This is a genomic window from Micromonospora sp. WMMD735 (genome assembly GCF_049178995.1).
GTDB classification, from domain to species: Bacteria; Actinomycetota; Actinomycetes; order Mycobacteriales; family Micromonosporaceae; genus Micromonospora; species Micromonospora wenchangensis.
This window is the reverse complement of sequence record NZ_JBMHMJ010000002.1, coordinates 3,834,534-3,850,034: the sequence shown is the minus strand read 5'-3', so window position 1 is coordinate 3,850,034 and position 15,501 is coordinate 3,834,534. Positions and strand designations below refer to the sequence as shown.

Sequence of the window (15,501 nt, the reverse complement as noted above, 5' to 3'; positions counted from 1 at the left end):
AGGTACGCGGCGGGACGGCGCGGACGCTCAGACGGTGGTCGCGGCCAGCTCCTGGACGGCGGCGTCGAGCTGCCGGCCGTACGCCGGGGTGATGCCCCCCTCGTCGATGCGGCGGGTGACCTTCTCGCGCAGCGCGGTCACCTGAGCGGGCACGTCGGAGCGGCCCTCGGCGGCGGACCGGGTCAGGTTGGCCAGCACGTTGCGCAGGTCCAGGCCGACGTCCTCGCGGACCTCGCCGGTGCGGACCCCGTCGTCGATCAGTCGGCGCACCCGGTCGGCGGCCTCGGCCAGCCCGCCGCCGCCCTGCCCCCCGTCCGGGGTGGTGGCCGGTGGGCGCGACGGCGCGGGCGCGGTGGTGGCCCGCCGGGGGGCCGGCGGCGGGGTGGGGCCCGCCGCCGGTTGGGTGCGTGACGGCGACGGTTCGGTCACCGGGGTCTCGCTGCGCCCGGCCACGGGCGGGGTGTGGGTGCCGGGTTCCAGCAGCGGGGCGAGCAGGAGGACCGCCGCCGCGGTCAGCACCACCAGCACCCCCACCGCCACCAGCGGGCGGCGCGACGGCGGCAGCAGCTCCGGTTCGGCGGCCGCGTCACCCGGGCCGGCGTGCCGGGCGTCCGGGGTACCGGTGCCCGTCGTCGCCCCGGCCCCGGCCGCACCACCGAGCGCGGCCCGGCCGGCCGGCGCGCTGCCGTCACCGGGGCCCGCTGATCCGGCACCGCCCGCCGCTGCCGCACCGATGCCCGTTGCCGCGCCCACGGCGGCCGGGCCGGTCCCGGCGACCGGCGCGGTGGGCCGGTCGCCCGGGGCGTCGCTCCCGGGGACGGCGGGCAGGGTGACCGTCGGGGAGAGCATCGTGGCCGCCTGCGGATCACCCGGCAGCAACTGGTCGCGCAGGGCGGTGGCGACCTGGTGCGCGGTCGGCCGTTCGTGCGGGTCCCGGGCCAGGCAGCGCAGGCAGACGTCGACCACCACCGGAGGCAGCCCCGGTACGCCGTCCAGCGACGGCGGTCGTTCGTCGGCGATCGCCGTGGCGAGCTGTTCCCAGGTCTCGGCCGGGTACGGCGGCTGGCCGGTCAGCGTCTCGTAGAGCAGCACGCCGAGGGAGTAGACGTCGGTCGACGGCTGGGCCGGCGCACCGTCCAACCGCTCCGGCGCGACGTACGCCGGGGTGCCGAAGGTGCCGCCGTCCTCGTCGTCGTCGGGGGTGCCGGCCTGGGTGGCGATGCCGAAGTCGAGCACCTTCGCGCCGACCCGGGTCATCATCACGTTCGCCGGGGTGATGTCCCGGTGCACGATGCCGAGCCGGTGCGCCGCCGCCAGCGCCTCGGCCACCTGGGCGCCCACCTCGACCGCCTCCGGCCACGGCAGCGGACCCTCGCTCAGCCGGTGCTCCAGCTCCTCTCCGGTGAGCAGCTCCATCACCACGAACGAGGTGATCTCGCCGTCCGGGGCGAGCGCCTCGCCGTAGTCGTGCACGGCGGTCACGTGCGGGTGGACCAGCTGGGCGGCCGAGCGGGCCTCCTCGCGCACCATGTCGCGGAACCGGGCGTCGGCGGCCAGCGACGGCGCGAGCACCTTGACCGCGACGACCCGGTCGAGCACCTCGTCGCGGGCCCGCCAGATCACCGACATCCCGCCGGCCCCGATCCTGTCGAGAAGCCGGTACCTGCGGGCCAGCAACCTACCGGCGTTCAGGGCTGCCATCAGTGTTCGCACCTGCCTGGGGTTCGGGGTGGTGTCAGGTTGCGCGAATGTGTCCCCCCTGTCAACGGTTGTCCACTTGCCCGATGACCCTCCGCAGTGGCGGTTTCGCCGACCGCCACCGGTTCCGGCCCCACGCGGCGGTGACCAGCGGCTGCACCACGGTCACGGGCGGTGGCGTGCCAGGATGAACGGCATGAGTGGCGGTCCGGTGGCGTTCGTGCTCGGCGGCGGGGGAGTGCTCGGCGCGGTCGAGGTGGGCATGCTGCGCGCCCTGTTCCGGGCCCGGATCCGTCCCGACGTCGTGCTCGGCACCTCGATCGGCGCGGTCAACGGCGCGCTGGTCGCCGCCGACCCGTCCGAGGCGGTCACCGACCGGCTGGTCCGGCTGTGGGCGTCCCCGGAGGCCAGCGAGGTGTACGGCGACTCGGTCGCCCGGCAACTGCGCCGCTTCGCCGCCCGTACCCACCTGCACTCGCCCCGGCCGCTGCGCAAGCTGCTGGAGGGGGAGTTGGGCGCGGACACCACCTTCGCCGACCTGAAGGTGCCGTTCCGCTGCTGCGCGGCCAACATCGAGCGGGCCGCCGAACACTGGTTCCACACCGGACCACTGGTGTCGGCGGTGCTCGCCTCCGCCTCCGTACCGGGGCTGCTGCCACCGGCGCAGATCGACGGCCAGCACTACATAGACGGCGGGATCGTCAACTCGATCCCGATCGGCGAGGCGGTCGCCGTCGGCGCGACGCAGATCTTCGTCCTCCAGGTGGGGCGGATCGAACGGGAGCTGACGCCGCCCCGCCGGCCGTGGGAGATCGCCCAGGTCGCGTTCGAGATCGCCCGCCGGCACCGGTTCGCCCGGGAGATGGCCGCCCTGCCCGAGGGGGTACGGGTGCACGTCCTGCCGACCGGCGGGCTGGAGCCGCGCGACGACAGCCCGTGGGCGTACCGGGACATGGCGGCGGTGGGACGGCGGATCAGCCGCGCGTACACCGCGTCCCGGCACTACCTGGCGGGCCTGGACCGCTGATGCCGCTGCCCCCTCGGTGGGTACGCCGGCTGCTGTTCGCGCCCGGGGTGATCCTGCTCGCGGTCACGGTGCTGACCACGGTGCCGGTCTGGGCGCTGCTCGCGCTGGCCGCGTCGCCGTTCGTGCCGGGCCGGTTGCGCCCGCTGCGGCTGCTCTGGATCGGCTGCGTCTACCTGGTCTGGGACGCCGCCGCGCTGGTCGCCCTCTTCGTGCTCTGGCTGGCCTGCGGGTTCGGCAGGTGGAAGCGCACGCCGGCCTTCCAGCGGGCGCACTACGTGCTCGCCGGCTGGTTCCTGCGGGCGCTGTTCTGGCAGGCCCGGTGGACGCTGCGGCTGAGCATCGACGTGGTCGGCACCGACCCGGACACCGCCCTGCCCGGCCGGCCGGAACTGGTGCTGTGCCGGCACGCCGGCCCGGGTGACTCGTTCATCCTGATCCACTCCCTGGTCAACTGGTTCCAGCGGGAGCCCCGGATCGTGCTCAAGGAGACGCTCCAGTGGGACCCGGCGATCGACGTGCTGCTCAACCGGCTGCCCAACCGGTTCATCGCCGCCGGTGACGGCCGGAACGAGGCGGTCCGGCAGATCGGCCACCTGGCCACCGGGCTGGACGACGACGACGCCTTCGTGATCTTCCCGGAGGGGGGCAACTTCACCCCCGGCCGACGCGTACGGGCCATCTCCAAGCTGCGCGCGCTCGGGCTGGAGCGGATGGCGGTGCGTGCCGAGCGGATGCAGCACGTGCTCGCCCCGCAGCCCGGCGGGGTGCTCGCCGCCCTGGACGCCGCCCCGGAGGCCGGCGTGATCTTCGTGGCGCACACCGGCCTGGACCGGATGCTCACCGTCGCCGACGTGTGGCGCGAACTGCCGATGGACAAACGGATCGTGATGCGGTTCTGGTCCGTGCCACCCGAGGACGTCCCGACCGGCCGGCAGGAGCGGATCGACTGGCTCTTCGACTGGTGGGACCGGATCGACAGGTGGATCGCCGACAACCGGGACAGCGTGACGGCGCGGTGAACGCACCGTGACGGTCGACCGGTTCGCCGCCGTTCCCACGTAAGGTGCGCAGGTGGACCAGATCTGCGTGGTGACGACGGTGGTGGACTCGCGCTCCGTCGCGGACCTGATGGCGGCTGCCGCGGTGGCCGGGCGACTGGCCGCCTGCGCCCAGGTCGGCGGCCAGGTCGACAGTACGTACTGGTGGCGGGCCGGGGTGGAGACCAGCACCGAGTGGTCGGTGCAGTTCAAGACCGCCCCCGACCGGGCCACGGCGCTGGTCGCCCAGATCCGGTCCAACCATCCCTACGAGGTGCCCGAGATCCTGGTCACGTACGCCGAGAGCGGCGACCGGGCATACGCCACCTGGGTGCACGAGAATACCCGTACCTAGGTACGGGCACTCTGGCCGCCGGTTGCGACCCACCGTCAGGATGGCCGGGTGCAGAACACCGGTTACCCCTGCCCCCGCTGCGGAGCACCCGCCGAGCTGACCCGTGGGTGCGCCGGCTGCGGGCTCGGGCCGTACCCGCCCGCCGCCGAGGTGGTCCGGTTGGACCAGGAGATCGTCGCCCTCGGCCGGGAGGTCGAGCGGGCCCGGCAGGCGTACCAGGGGCTCGGTGGCCGACTGCTCGCGGCGCAGCGCCGGCGGGCGGAGCTGGCGGCCAGCATCCGCCGGGAGATCCCCGCCCCGGTCCCGGCCGGCGCGGCGGTCCGCCCGCCCGCGCCGGCAGCCCGCCCCGCCGCGCCGGCCGGCACCCCGGTCGCCGCGCCGGCCGCACCCCCGACCGCTCCGGTCGCGCCCCCGACCGCTCCGGTCGCGCCCCCGACCGCTCCGGTCGCGCCCCCGACCGCTCCGGTCGCGCCGCCGGTGCGCCCGGGGACGCCGGCACGGCCGGAGGTGCCCGCCCGTGCCGTGCCACCGACCGGGCCGGTGCCCCCGCAGGTATTGCCGGACACTCCGGGTCGCCCGGAGACGTCCACCCGGACGATCCAGTGGCTGCTGTTCGTCCTCGGCGGCCTGCTGCTGGGCACGGCGGCGGTGGTCTTCACTGCCGTCGCCTGGGCCACCGTCGGGGTGGCCGGACGCGCGCTGATCCTGGCCGCGTTCACCGCGCTCGCCCTGGCGCTGCCGCTGGTGGCGAAGTGGCGTGGCCTGCGCGGCACCGCCGAGACGTTCGCCGCCGTCGGCCTGCTGCTGGTGGTCCTCGACGGGTACGCCGCCTGGTCGGTGAACCTGCTCGGCACCGCCGGCTGGCCGGGCACCCGCTACGCCGCCGTGGTCGCCGGGGTCAGTGCGGCCGTCGCCGCCGGGTACGCCCTGCTCAGCCGGCTCACCGTGCCGTGGTTCGCGGCGCTGTTCGTGGTCCAGCCGGTGCTGCCGCTCGCGGTGGCGCAGTCCCGTCCGGGAGCCACCGGCTGGACGCTGACCTTCCTCGGCGTGGCGCTGCTCGACCTCGCGGTGGTGGTCGTGCTGCGCCGCCGCTTCCCGGCTCCGGCCGGGTCCGATCCCGCCGCTGCGGTGCCGGCCGCAGCGGTGCCACCCGTGGCGGCCACGGCCGTCGCGGGTGCGGGGGGAGGGGTGGTGGTGCCCGCCGGGGGGTCGGGCACCACCACCGCCCCGGCGGACGGGGGTCCGGCGGCCGGCGGGGGGCCGGTCGCCGGGCCGTCCGGTTCCGTGCTCGCTGGCCGGGTGCTCGGCTGGCTCGGCTTCGGTACCGCGCTGACCGTCGCCGCGAGCTGTGCCCTGGTGCCGCTGGCGCTGGGTCGCGCCGGCGGTCAGCCGCTGCTCGCCGGCCTGCCGTTGCTCCTCGTCGGCCTGGTCCTGGCCGGTGCGGCCCGGGTCGCCGGAGCGCCGGTGTTCCGGCAGATCACCGCCGGGCTGCTGGTGCCGCTGCTGGCCGTGGCGGTGCTGCGGCCGGTGGCGGAACTGCGGGCCGGGTTCCTGCTGCTCGCCGTCGGCCTGGTGGCCGCCGCCCTGGCTGCTGCCGTCCGCCTGGTGCCGCAGCGGCACCGCACCGGCCCCCGGGTCGGCGCACTGCTGGTCGCGGGCGGTGCCGCCCAGGTCGTCGTGCTCGCCACCGGGGCCGTGGCGACGCTCGCGGTGGACCGGTCCCTGCCCGCCTGGCAGGGCGCCGCCGCCGGGCCCGACCTTGCCTGGGGCTGGCAGCTGCCGCTCGTCGTCCTGCTCACCGCCGGTGCCGGTCTCCTGCTGCTGCCGAGGGCGGCCCGCCCGGTGACCGTACTGCCGGCGGTGGTGCTCACGGCTGCGGCGCTGCCGGCGGTGACGGTCACCCCGTGGCCGGCCACCCTCGCGGTCGACCTGGTCGTCGGCGCGGCGCTGCTGCCGGTCGCGGTGCTGCGCGGCCGGCGCGCCCCGACCGTGCTGGTCGGCGCGGCGGGGGCTGCGGTGCTGCTCGGGCACGGCCTGCTGGTGGCCTCGGCCGCCCCGGTCGGGATGCTGGTGGCGCTCGGGGTGGTGCTGGCCGCCGGGCTGGCGGTGGCGCTGCCCGGCCGGCCGGCGAGCGCCGTCGCGGGCCGGGTCGCCGGGGTCGCGCTGACGGTCGCGCTGCTCACCGTGCCGGCCGCCGCGTCGGTCGCGTCGCGGGCCGTCGGGGTGCCGGCCTGGTGGCAGCTGCGGGCCGGGTTCGTCGCCGCCGTGCTGCTGCTGGTCCCGCTGCTCGCGCTGCGTCGCCGCCGCCCCGACCTCGCCGGGTACGCCGGCACCGCGCTCGCCCTGGCGCTCGCCGCCGTGGTCGTGCCGAGCGTCGTACCCGGTGGGGAGCCGTTCGCGCTCTACGCGGCGCTGGCGGTCGTCGCGCTGGTAGCGGCCGACCGGCGGACCGCGCCGGTGACCCCGGGCCGGGTGGTCGGCACGGTGCTGGCCGGCCTGGCGCTGGCCGCCGTCGCGCCGGTGGCCCTGGCCGCGCTCGTCGCCCCCTACGGTGGGCCGGTGCGGCCCTGGTCGGGGGTGCCGACGGGGGACGGTCCGCCCGGTGCCCCCACGGCCGGGGCGGCGCTGCTGGTCCTGGCCGGCACGGCCGCGCTGGTCGTCCACCGGCACACCGGTGGGCGGTCCGGGGCGGCCGTCGCCGCGCTGCCGTTCGGGGCGGCGGCGTTGCCCGTGCTGCTGCTCGGCGCGGACGCCCCCTGGCCGGTGGTGCCGGCGGCGGTGCTGCTCGTCGGGATCGCCGCCCTGCTCACCGCCACGCTCACCGGCCCGGCCCGGCCCGCCGCCCCGGGCACGGCCGTTCCCCCCGGGACCGCGCCGGCCGTTCCCCCCGGGACCGCGCCGGGAGTCCCCCACGGGGCCGCGCCGGGCGTTCCCGGAGCCGCCGTGCCGGCCCCGGCCCCCGGACGTGGCCGGGCGCTGCTGGTGCCGGTGACCACCCCGATCGGTCTGCTGTGGACGGTCGCCGGCCTGGTCGGGCTGCTCGCCACCCGGGCCGGCACGCTGGCCGGGCTCGCCCTGCTGGTGGTCGCGGCGGCGGTCATCGGCGCGATCGGCCGGCGGGCCGAGGTACGGCTGCTCGGCTTCCTGACCGCCGTCGCGGCGGCCACCGGGTTCGCGCTCACCGCGCCGCTGGCCGCCGACCTGCCGCTGCGCACCGCCGGTTTCCCGGTGCTCGGGGTGGCGGTGGCGGTGCTCCTCGGCGCACCCGCGCTGGCCCGACGCGGCTCGTTCACCGTACGGGCGCTGGAGGTCGCCGCGCAGGCGGTGGCCGTGCTCGCCCTGCTGCTCACCGTCGGCGCGATCCAGTACGCGGCGGTGATCTGCGTGCTCTGGGGAGCCGCCGCGGCACTGCGGGTGCTGTACCCGGGCCGGTCGGCCGGCCGGCGGTGGGCCTTCGGGGCGGTGGCCGGCGGCAGCGAGCTGCTCGGCGCGTGGCTGCTGCTGATCAGCGGCGAGGTGGTGCTGCTGGAGGCGTACACCCTGCCGGCGGCCGGGTTGACCCTGGTGGCCGGGCTGCTCGCGCTACGCGCCCGACCCGGGTTGACCAGCTGGCTCGCCCTCGGCCCCGGGCTGGCCGCCGGGCTGCTGCCCAGCCTGGTGTCGGTGCTGGTGGCCGCCGACCCGCAGCCGTGGCGGCGGCTGCTGCTGGGCGGTGCCGCCCTGGCCGTGGTGCTGGTCGGGGCGGTGCGGCGCTGGCAGGCCCCGGTGGTGCTCGGCGGGGGTGCCCTCGTCCTGCTCGCGCTGCACGAACTGGTCCGGGGGTGGGACCTGCTGCCCCGCTGGATCTACCTGGCCGTCGGCGGGCTGGCGTTGATCACCCTCGCCGCCACCTACGAGCGGCGTCGGCGTGACGTGGCCCGGCTGCGCGCGGCGGTGGGCCGGATGGGTTGACCCGGGCACCGGTAGGGTCGTGCCAGGGCAGCGCCTGTTCACCCCGGCGGGCAGGTGCCGACCGGGCCCGGCGGTGGCGGCCCGGCCGATCGACGACATCCTCCGGAGCGCGCGATGAGATTCGAGATCAGCAAGGTGCTGGACGCCATCGAGGGGCGGGTCTGCACCGATCCGTCCCTGGCCCGAGCGGTACTCGACCTGGCCGAGGTGATCCGCTACCAGGATCTCGACGGTGGCCGCCCGGCGAGCCTGCTGCGGCTCGGCATGGTAATCGACGCGCTCTCCCGCGAGCTGGCCGAGGACAGCGTCCCGGTCTACGCGATCGTGCACCGGGCGCTGCTCTCCGACGCCGACCTCACCTCCAACGAGCGGATGGTGGTCCGCCGCTGGGCCGACGACGGCCTGGTCGAGGTGCTCGACAACCCGGGTGACCGGATGCTGGAGGTGGCCGACCTGCTCGGCCTGCCGGTGGTCAGCCGGGTCCGGTTCGACGGCCTGCGCGGCCGGTTCCCGTGGCTGGTGGAGCAGCCGGGGCGGGTCGTCGCCCCGGTGCCCGGCGCGGGCGGCCCGGCCTTCGTCGCGCACGTCGGGGGCGGGCACACCCCGGTCGAGGGTGACCGGTCCCCGGTCGGCGGGCAGTTGCTGGCCCGCACGTGGCGCTGCCCGGAGCCCGGCTGCGCGCTGTTCGGCGGCGGCGGGGGCGGTGGGGCGTTCGCCGACCTGGCCCGGGTGGACCGGGCCCCGGCGGGCCAGCCGCCGCCCGCCCTGCGCAACGGCGTGCCGACCTGCCCCCGGCACGGTGCCCGGCTCTCCGACGCCGGGCCGCGCCCGCGCAGCGAGGTGCTGGCGATCCGGATCGGTGGCCTGATCCGCCGCCGGTTCGTGCTCACCGAGGACGAACCGGTGACTGTCGGTCGGGCCCCCGAGGAGACCGGAGGCGTGATGCTCGGGCAGTGGCTCAACGACGAGGCACGGCGCTGGATCAGCCGGGCGCACGTCCGCTTCGAGCTGCGCGTCGGCGAGGTCATCGTCACCGACGTCAGCACCAACGGCTCCGGCATCCGGCCGAACGGTTCGATGGCCGAGGCCGACCGCGTCCCGCTGACCCCGAAGCAGTCCCGGGTGCTCGGCGGCGCGGACATGGTGGAGCTGTACCCCGGGGTGCAGGTCGGCCGGGCCCGGGAGCTGCCCACCGGTGCGGCGTTCACCCCGACGTCGGTGATGGCCGAGGCGCCCACCATGGCGATGCGGCTGCCCCGCAACTGACCCGGCGGCGGGGCGGGCGTCGGGACCGGACGCCCGCCCCGCCGCGGGAGGTCAGCCGGCCAGTACGGCGGCGAGCTGCGCCACCGCGTGGTCGATCTCGTCGGAGGTGATGACCAGCGGCGGTGCCAACCGGATGGTCGAGCCGTGGGTGTCCTTGGCCAGCACGCCCCGGTCCATCAGCCGCTCGCACGCCTGCCGGCCGGTCATCAGCGCCGGATCGATGTCCACCCCGGCCCACAGCCCGCGCACCCGCACCGCCACCAGCCCGCTGCCGAGCAGCCCCTCCAGCCCGGCGCGCAGCCGCTCGCCCAGCTCGGCGGAGCGGCGCTGGAACTCCCCGGTGGCCAGCAGCCGGACCACCTCGGTGGCGACCGCGCAGGCGAGCGGGTTGCCACCGAACGTGGAGCCGTGCTGGCCCGGCCGGAGCACGCCGAGCACGTCGGCGTCCGCGGCGACCGCGGAGACCGGCACGATGCCGCCGCCGAGCGCCTTGCCCAGCAGGTACATGTCCGGTACGACGCCCTCGTGGTCGCAGGCGAAGGTGCGCCCGGTCCGGCCCAGCCCGGACTGGATCTCGTCGGCGATGAACAGCACGTTGCGGTCGGTGCAGACCCGGCGTACGCCCGGCAGGTAACCCTCCGGCGGCAGCACCACGCCCTGCTCGCCCTGGATCGGCTCCAGCAGCACGGCGACGGTGTTCTCGTCGATCGCCGCCTCCAGCGCCGCCAGGTCGCCGTAGGGCACGACGGTGAACCCGGGGGTGTACGGCCCGAAGTCGGCGCGGGCGTCGGCGTCGGTGGAGAAGCTGACGATGGTGGTCGTCCGGCCGTGGAAGTTGCCGTCGGCGACGATGATGTTCGCCTGCCCCGGGGCGACCTTCTTGACCTGGTAGCCCCACTTGCGGGCCACCTTGATGCCGGTCTCGACCGCCTCCGCGCCGGTGTTCATCGGCAGCACCAGGTCCTTGCCGCAGAGCGCGGCCAACTCCCGGCAGAAGTCGGCGAACTGGTCGTGGATGAACGCCCGGCTGGTCAGGGTGAGCCGGTCGAGCTGTTCGTGGGCGGCCCGGATCAGGGCCGGGTGCCGGTGGCCGAAGTTCAGCGCCGAGTAGCCGGCGAGGCAGTCCAGGTAGCGCCGACCGTCCACGTCGGTGAGCCAGGCGCCCTCGGCGGAGGAGATCACCACCGGCAGCGGGTGGTAGTTGTGCGCGGTGTACCGCTCCGCGTCCCGCACGGCGGACGGGGTCCGCAGCATGTCCTCGATCACTGGCTCGCCTTTCCCTGACGGAGTCGCAACGTGCAGCACTTCGGTCCGCCGCCGGCCTTGCGCAGCTCGGACAGGTCGACACCGATGGTCTGGTAGCCCCGGTCGCGTAGCTGCGCGGCCAGCCCGGTGGCCTGCGCGGGCAGCACCACGTGCCGGCCGTCGCCGACCGCGTTGAGGCCGAGCACCTCCGCGTCGGCCATGGTGGCGTGGACGGCGTCCGGGTAGAGCCGGCGCAGCACCGCCCGGCTGCCGGGGGAGAACGCCTCAGGCAGGTACGCCACGGTCCGCTCGTCGAGCACGGTCAGCGCGGTGTCCAGGTGGTAGAAGCGCGGGTCGACCAGCTGCAGGGTGACGACCGGGTAGCCGAAGACCTCCTGCAGTTGGGCGTGCGAGGCGTGCGCGGTGCGGAACCCGGTGCCGGCGAGCAGGTGGTCGCCGACCAGCAGCACGTCCCCCTCGCCCTCGTTGACGTGCTTCGGGTCGTACACCTCGAAGCCGGCGGCCTCGAACCAGGCCCGGTAGGCGGGGGCCTCGTCGGCGCGCTGCGGGTCGCGGAACTGCACCGCCATCGCCCGGTCGCCGATGACCGTGCCGCCGTTGGCGGCGAAGACCATGTCCGGCAGGCCGGGGACCGGGTCGATCAGCTCGACGGTGTGGCCGAGGTCGAGGTAGGTGCGGCGGAGCTGCTCCCACTGCCGGACCGCCAGGGCGGCGTCGACCGGCGCGGTCGGGTCCATCCACGGGTTGATGGCGTAGTCGACGGCGAAGTACGTCGGCCGGCACATCAGGAAGCGCTGGCTGGTGGCGTCCATCGTCATTGTCCTGCTCCCGGGGTCGGGCGCGCCCGGCCTCCGTGGCCCACGGGCTGGCGCCGTGGCTCAACGGTATGCGCCCCGGCCGTACGACAACCACCGCCGAACCGTGCGTCCGGCGGTGGTTCGTTGCGTGTGACCCGACCGAGACGGCGATCCGTTGCGTGAGGCGAACCGCGAAGGGGCCGCCACCCCGGCGGAGGTGACGGCCCCTGTGCGCATCGGTGGCGGCGAACCGCTGCCCCCGAACGGGTGGGTGCCCGGCTGGTGAACCACCAGAGCTGGTCGGGCGGTGCCGGCGAGCCGGCTGGTCCAACGTCGCCGGCGAACCGCCGGCGAGATCAAATGTGCCCTCAGAACCGGTCCACAAACTGTGAGTCAAGCCACTCCCGGAACCGGGCCACCCAGTCGCCGTCGGTGGTCGGCCAGTCGAACTGGCCGGTGAAGGCGAGCACGCCCAGCACCACCGCGGTCAGGCTGACCAGGACGCCGACCAGCGCGTCCGTGGTGCCGGCCACGTGCCGCCGGCGGGTCGCGATCAGGCCCAGCACCGAGCAGACCGCGCCGAGCGCGCCGAGGGCGATGCCGTACCCGGCCAGGGTGCCGGTGAGCACGAACGCCGCGCCCACCACCGAGACGATCAGACCGAGGGTGGCGAGCAGGCTGGTCCTCGGCTTCGGGCCGGCCACCACCGGCGGCTGCGGGTCGGCCCCGTCGGTGTCCACCCGGTCCCGGTCGGCGGGGCGGGGGGCGGCGGGCGGGGGCGGCGCGACGGGCGTCCGGTCCCGGTCGACCGGCCGGTCCGACACCGGACGCGGCGCGGGGTCGGTGACCCGGATCGGGTCGGTCGGCGTACGCGGCTCGTCGTCGACGGTCGTGGAGCGGGCGGCGGCGGCGCTCCGGGTGCCGTCCACGGCGCTGCGGGCGGTCGCCGCCCGCGCCAGCGCGCCGCGCTCGGCCGCCCGCCGCTCGTCGTCGGCCCCACGTTCGGCGGCGCGGCGCGCCGCGTCGGCGTCGCGCTCGCCGTCCGTGGCCAGCGACCCGCTGCGGTACGTCGCCCGGTCGGCGTCCCGGTCGGTCACCACCGGCTGCCCGTCACGCGCGTCGACCACCCCGTCGCCGTTGCTGTCCTGCGTCGCCGTCCGGCGGCGCAGGAGGGAAGAAACGTTCACCACCACACCTCCTCGTCGATGCGTGCAGCCCTCGGAAGGGTCGGTGGCCGCCACGCGGGAACACCCTCGATGTACCCCGTCCGTCGATCGACCACACTCCGGGCGACCCGGACGGCACCGTCGCCGGTGGGGTCGGGTCGTCGGGCTACCCTTGGCACCCGTGCCAGAGGGACACACCATCCACCGCCTCGCGACCCGCCACGCCGAGCTGTTCGCCGGCGACAAGGTCACCGTCAGCAGCCCGCAGGGCCGCTTCACCGAGGGTGCCGCGCTGCTCTCCGGCACCGTCCTGCACGGCACCGAGGCGTACGGCAAGCACCTGCTGCACCACTACGCCGACGAGCGCACCCTGCACGTCCACCTGGGCCTGTACGGCAGGTTCACCGACGGGGACGGCGAGCCGCCCGTACCGGTGGGGCAGGTCCGGCTGCGGCTGGCCAGCGACCGGCACTGGCTGGAGCTGCGCGGACCCACCGCCTGCGAACTGCTCACCCCGCCCGAGGTGGCGGCGCTGCGCGACCGGCTCGGCCCGGACCCGCTGCGCGCCGACGCCGACCTCGACCGCGCGTACGCCCGGATCGGGCGCAGCCCCACCCCGCTCGCCGCGTTGCTGCTCGACCAGTCGGTGGTGGCCGGCACCGGGCTGATCTTCGTGACCGAGGTGCTGTTCCGGGCCGGCCTGCGGCCGACGCTGCCCGGCCGGCAACTCACCCCGGCGGGCTGGACGGCGCTCTGGGCCGACCTGGTGGCGCTGATGACCCTGGCGGTGGCGCGCGGCCGGATCGACACCGTCCGCGACGCCCACCTGCCCGAGGCGATGGGTCGCCCAGCCCGGGTCGACCGGCACGGTGGCGAGGTGTACGTCTACCGCCGGGCCGCCGCGCCCTGCCACGTCTGCGGCAGCCCGGTCAGCCGGGGCGAGCTGGCCGGCCGCAACCTCTACTGGTGCCCCACCTGCCAACGCTGACCCCGTCCGGGGGGCGGCTACGTGCCGTCGACGAGCCAGCGGGCCACCTCGACCTGGTTGGTGAAGACCGTGTCGCCGTCCAGGCTCCAGGCCAGGCAGTGCGCGATCGTCCAGCCGACCACCCGGTCCCGGTCGAGGCCGAGCGCAGCGGTGACCCGGTCCAGCCGACGCCGTACCGCCTCGGGGGAGTGCCCCAGCTCGACCCCGCGCACGATCGGCACCACCGCGAACTCCCGTTCGCCCAGCAGCGGCTTCGGGTCGATCACCAGCCACGGCTCCCGGGTGGCCCGCAGCACGTTGCCGGCGTGCAGGTCCTGATTGACCAGCACCTGCTCGCCCTGGGTGTCGACCAGCCGGTCGAGCTGGTCCAGCGCCGCGTCGACCAGCCGCCGCCCGTACGGCCGGCCGGCCCGGTCCCACTGCTCGGGCAACCGGTGCCGCCAGCCCGTCGCCTCCTCGGCGAGCGGGATGAACGGCCCGGCCGGCCGCCGCCACAGCCGGGGCAGCAGGCCGGCCACCACGTCCACCGCCTCGTCGGCGGGCAACTCGTGCAGCGGGGAGCCGGGCCGGCACCGCTCCACCAGCAGCGCCCGCCGCTGCGGGTCGTGGGCGATCAGCCGGACCGCCCCCTCGCCGTCCCAGTGCGCCAACGCGTCGGCCTCGTGCCGGCTGTCCGGGGCCGGGTACTGCAACTTCAGCACCGCCGGGGTGCCGTCGGGCAGGTCGGCGGGCATCGCCAGCGAGGCGAACGCGTACGGGAAGGGCGGCCCGAGCCGCAGCGACCACTGCTGTGCGCACTCGTCCCGCCACCGGGCCAGCGTGGCCAGCCACTCCCGCCCCTCCGGCGTCTGCCGCACCCACGACAACCCCGCCGGAATCTCCACCCACCCATTGTGCGGATCGGGGAGAGTCGTTGCTGCCCCGGCGACGACGACTCTCCACGGAGAACGCGACGACCGGGTGCGCCGGGCGGCAGGCGGTGAGGCGGGTGGGCTGGTCAGGGACGCCAGCCGGCGGCGGTCAGTGCGGCGCGCAGTTGGGCCGCCACCTCGTCGGGACGGTGGCGGACGTCGAAGGCGGTGAACCGCAGGATCCGGTCCCCGGAGATCCACACCCCGTTCTGCCGGCGCAGGTCGGCCGCCCAGTGCCGGACGTCCATGTGGTGTGCCCCGTCGACCTCGACGTGCAGGCCCCACTGCCGCCAGTAGGCGTCCAGGTAACGCATCCGTCCGTCCGCGTCACGCCGGCGTTCCTGCAACTCGGGGCGCGGCAGGTGGTAACGGCGGCAGAGGCGGACCAGGTCGATCTCGGACAGTGCCTCCGCCCCGCCGGCCAGGTCGGCGATGGTGGTGCCGATCAGCACCGACCGGCGGAGCCGGGGCAACCGGCGGGCCACCGCGTCGAGTTCCCCGGGGGTGACTCTCCGCTGCTGGCAGCCGGCCGCCAGCACCGCCTGCGCGTCGTCGTCGCTGCGCATCCACTGAGCTGCGTCGATCAGCGAGCGGGCCATCGTGGTGCGGTCCGGCCGCCCCCGTTGCCGGTCCTCGTCGCCCAGGTGTCGGGTGCGTCGTACCCGCACCGCCGGCATCCCGAGGGGCAGCCGGCGCAGCAGGTCAGGGGCCTGCCGTTGGTACGGGATCAGCACGTCCACCGCCTCGTGCCGCCACCGGCCGCGCAGCCCGCCCGCCTGGGCCGCCGCGAGACCGGCCAGGACGGCGTCGGCACCGGCGGCCAGCACCGCCACCCAGCGTGCCTGGTCGACGGTCACCGGGCCGCCGCCGACCCGCAGGATGCCCCGGCACACCCGCTCCCACCGGCCGGTGGCCAGCAGGTGCCGTACCCGGGCCGGGGTGAGTTCGGTGGTGGCCTGTGCCCAGCTCACCACCCCCGCCTGGGTGAAGAGCAGCCAGTCGAGGGCGGCATCGTCGTCTCCGGGCATCCGCATCCGCC

12 protein-coding genes are annotated in these 15,501 nt (G+C 76.2%); 6 read left to right on the top strand and 6 right to left on the bottom strand.

Features of this window, described 5'->3' with window-relative positions:
* Positions 1-27: 27 nt before the first annotated feature.
* The gene (locus ACN268_RS16320; protein WP_421483918.1) at positions 28-1,701 is read right to left on the bottom strand and encodes a serine/threonine-protein kinase; all 1,674 of its coding nucleotides are present in this window, start codon (positions 1,699-1,701) and stop codon (positions 28-30) included.
* Between the two features lie 193 nt (positions 1,702-1,894).
* Between ACN268_RS16320 and ACN268_RS16315 the strand changes: the two genes are divergently transcribed.
* From ACN268_RS16315 to ACN268_RS16295, 5 genes are all read left to right on the top strand, one after another.
* Positions 1,895-2,725, top strand: coding sequence for a patatin-like phospholipase family protein (locus ACN268_RS16315; protein WP_421483917.1), 831 nt, complete (start codon positions 1,895-1,897; stop codon positions 2,723-2,725).
* Positions 2,725-3,744 (top strand): 1-acyl-sn-glycerol-3-phosphate acyltransferase, encoded by a 1,020-nt coding sequence (locus ACN268_RS16310; protein ID WP_204926864.1) that lies wholly within the window; start codon positions 2,725-2,727, stop codon positions 3,742-3,744. Before ACN268_RS16315 ends, ACN268_RS16310 begins: the two co-directional genes overlap by 1 nt.
* 52 nt (positions 3,745-3,796) lie before the next feature.
* Positions 3,797-4,117: a divalent-cation tolerance protein CutA gene (gene cutA, locus ACN268_RS16305; RefSeq protein WP_363656206.1), complete on the top strand. Its 321-nt coding sequence runs from the start codon at positions 3,797-3,799 to the stop codon at positions 4,115-4,117.
* 48 nt (positions 4,118-4,165) lie between these two features.
* Positions 4,166-8,068 carry an SCO7613 C-terminal domain-containing membrane protein gene (locus tag ACN268_RS16300; protein ID WP_421483916.1) on the top strand — a complete coding sequence of 1,301 codons (3,903 nt, stop codon included), beginning with the start codon at positions 4,166-4,168 and terminating at the stop codon, positions 8,066-8,068.
* A 114-nt stretch (positions 8,069-8,182) separates the two neighbouring features.
* Complete coding sequence (locus ACN268_RS16295; protein ID WP_420118815.1) at positions 8,183-9,334, top strand: FHA domain-containing protein; 1,152 nt, start codon at positions 8,183-8,185, stop codon at positions 9,332-9,334.
* Positions 9,335-9,385: 51 nt separating this feature from the next.
* On the opposite strand, the gene rocD is transcribed toward ACN268_RS16295, so the two are convergent.
* The 3 genes from rocD to ACN268_RS16280 all read right to left on the bottom strand — a co-directional run bounded on the left by rocD (position 9,386) and on the right by ACN268_RS16280 (position 12,584).
* Positions 9,386-10,600: an ornithine--oxo-acid transaminase gene (gene rocD / locus ACN268_RS16290; protein ID WP_421483915.1), complete on the bottom strand. Its 1,215-nt coding sequence runs from the start codon at positions 10,598-10,600 to the stop codon at positions 9,386-9,388.
* On the bottom strand, positions 10,597-11,412 hold the full coding sequence (gene ddaH, locus ACN268_RS16285) for a dimethylargininase (RefSeq protein ID WP_421486912.1): 816 nt from the start codon (positions 11,410-11,412) through the stop codon (positions 10,597-10,599). The genes rocD and ddaH overlap by 4 nt, the downstream gene beginning before the upstream one ends.
* Before the next feature lie 353 nt (positions 11,413-11,765).
* Positions 11,766-12,584: a thrombospondin gene (locus ACN268_RS16280; RefSeq protein WP_421483914.1), complete on the bottom strand. Its 819-nt coding sequence runs from the start codon at positions 12,582-12,584 to the stop codon at positions 11,766-11,768.
* A 160-nt stretch (positions 12,585-12,744) separates the two neighbouring features.
* Here ACN268_RS16280 and ACN268_RS16275 point away from each other — a divergent pair, with 160 nt between their 5' ends.
* Positions 12,745-13,551 carry an Fpg/Nei family DNA glycosylase gene (locus ACN268_RS16275; RefSeq protein ID WP_421483913.1) on the top strand — a complete coding sequence of 269 codons (807 nt, stop codon included), beginning with the start codon at positions 12,745-12,747 and terminating at the stop codon, positions 13,549-13,551.
* 17 nt (positions 13,552-13,568) lie between these two features.
* Here ACN268_RS16275 and ACN268_RS16270 read toward each other — a convergent pair whose 3' ends face one another.
* Together ACN268_RS16270 and ACN268_RS16265 are read right to left on the bottom strand one after the other, a co-directional pair.
* Positions 13,569-14,435 (bottom strand): aminoglycoside phosphotransferase family protein, encoded by an 867-nt coding sequence (locus ACN268_RS16270; protein WP_421483912.1) that lies wholly within the window; start codon positions 14,433-14,435, stop codon positions 13,569-13,571.
* A 113-nt stretch (positions 14,436-14,548) separates the two neighbouring features.
* The gene (locus tag ACN268_RS16265; protein WP_421483911.1) at positions 14,549-15,496 is read right to left on the bottom strand and encodes a hypothetical protein; all 948 of its coding nucleotides are present in this window, start codon (positions 15,494-15,496) and stop codon (positions 14,549-14,551) included.
* Between the last annotated feature and the right edge of the window lie 5 nt (positions 15,497-15,501).

Coding starts and splice junctions, on each gene's coding strand:
- ACN268_RS16320 (WP_421483918.1), bottom strand. CDS start 1,701: ATGGCAGCCCTGAACGCCGGTAGGTTGCTGGCCCGCAGGTACCGGCTT.
- ACN268_RS16315 (WP_421483917.1), top strand. CDS start 1,895: ATGAGTGGCGGTCCGGTGGCGTTCGTGCTCGGCGGCGGGGGAGTGCTC.
- ACN268_RS16310 (WP_204926864.1), top strand. CDS start 2,725: ATGCCGCTGCCCCCTCGGTGGGTACGCCGGCTGCTGTTCGCGCCCGGG.
- ACN268_RS16295 (WP_420118815.1), top strand. CDS start 8,183: ATGAGATTCGAGATCAGCAAGGTGCTGGACGCCATCGAGGGGCGGGTC.
- ddaH (WP_421486912.1), bottom strand. CDS start 11,412: ATGGACGCCACCAGCCAGCGCTTCCTGATGTGCCGGCCGACGTACTTC.
- ACN268_RS16265 (WP_421483911.1), bottom strand. CDS start 15,496: ATGCGGATGCCCGGAGACGACGATGCCGCCCTCGACTGGCTGCTCTTC.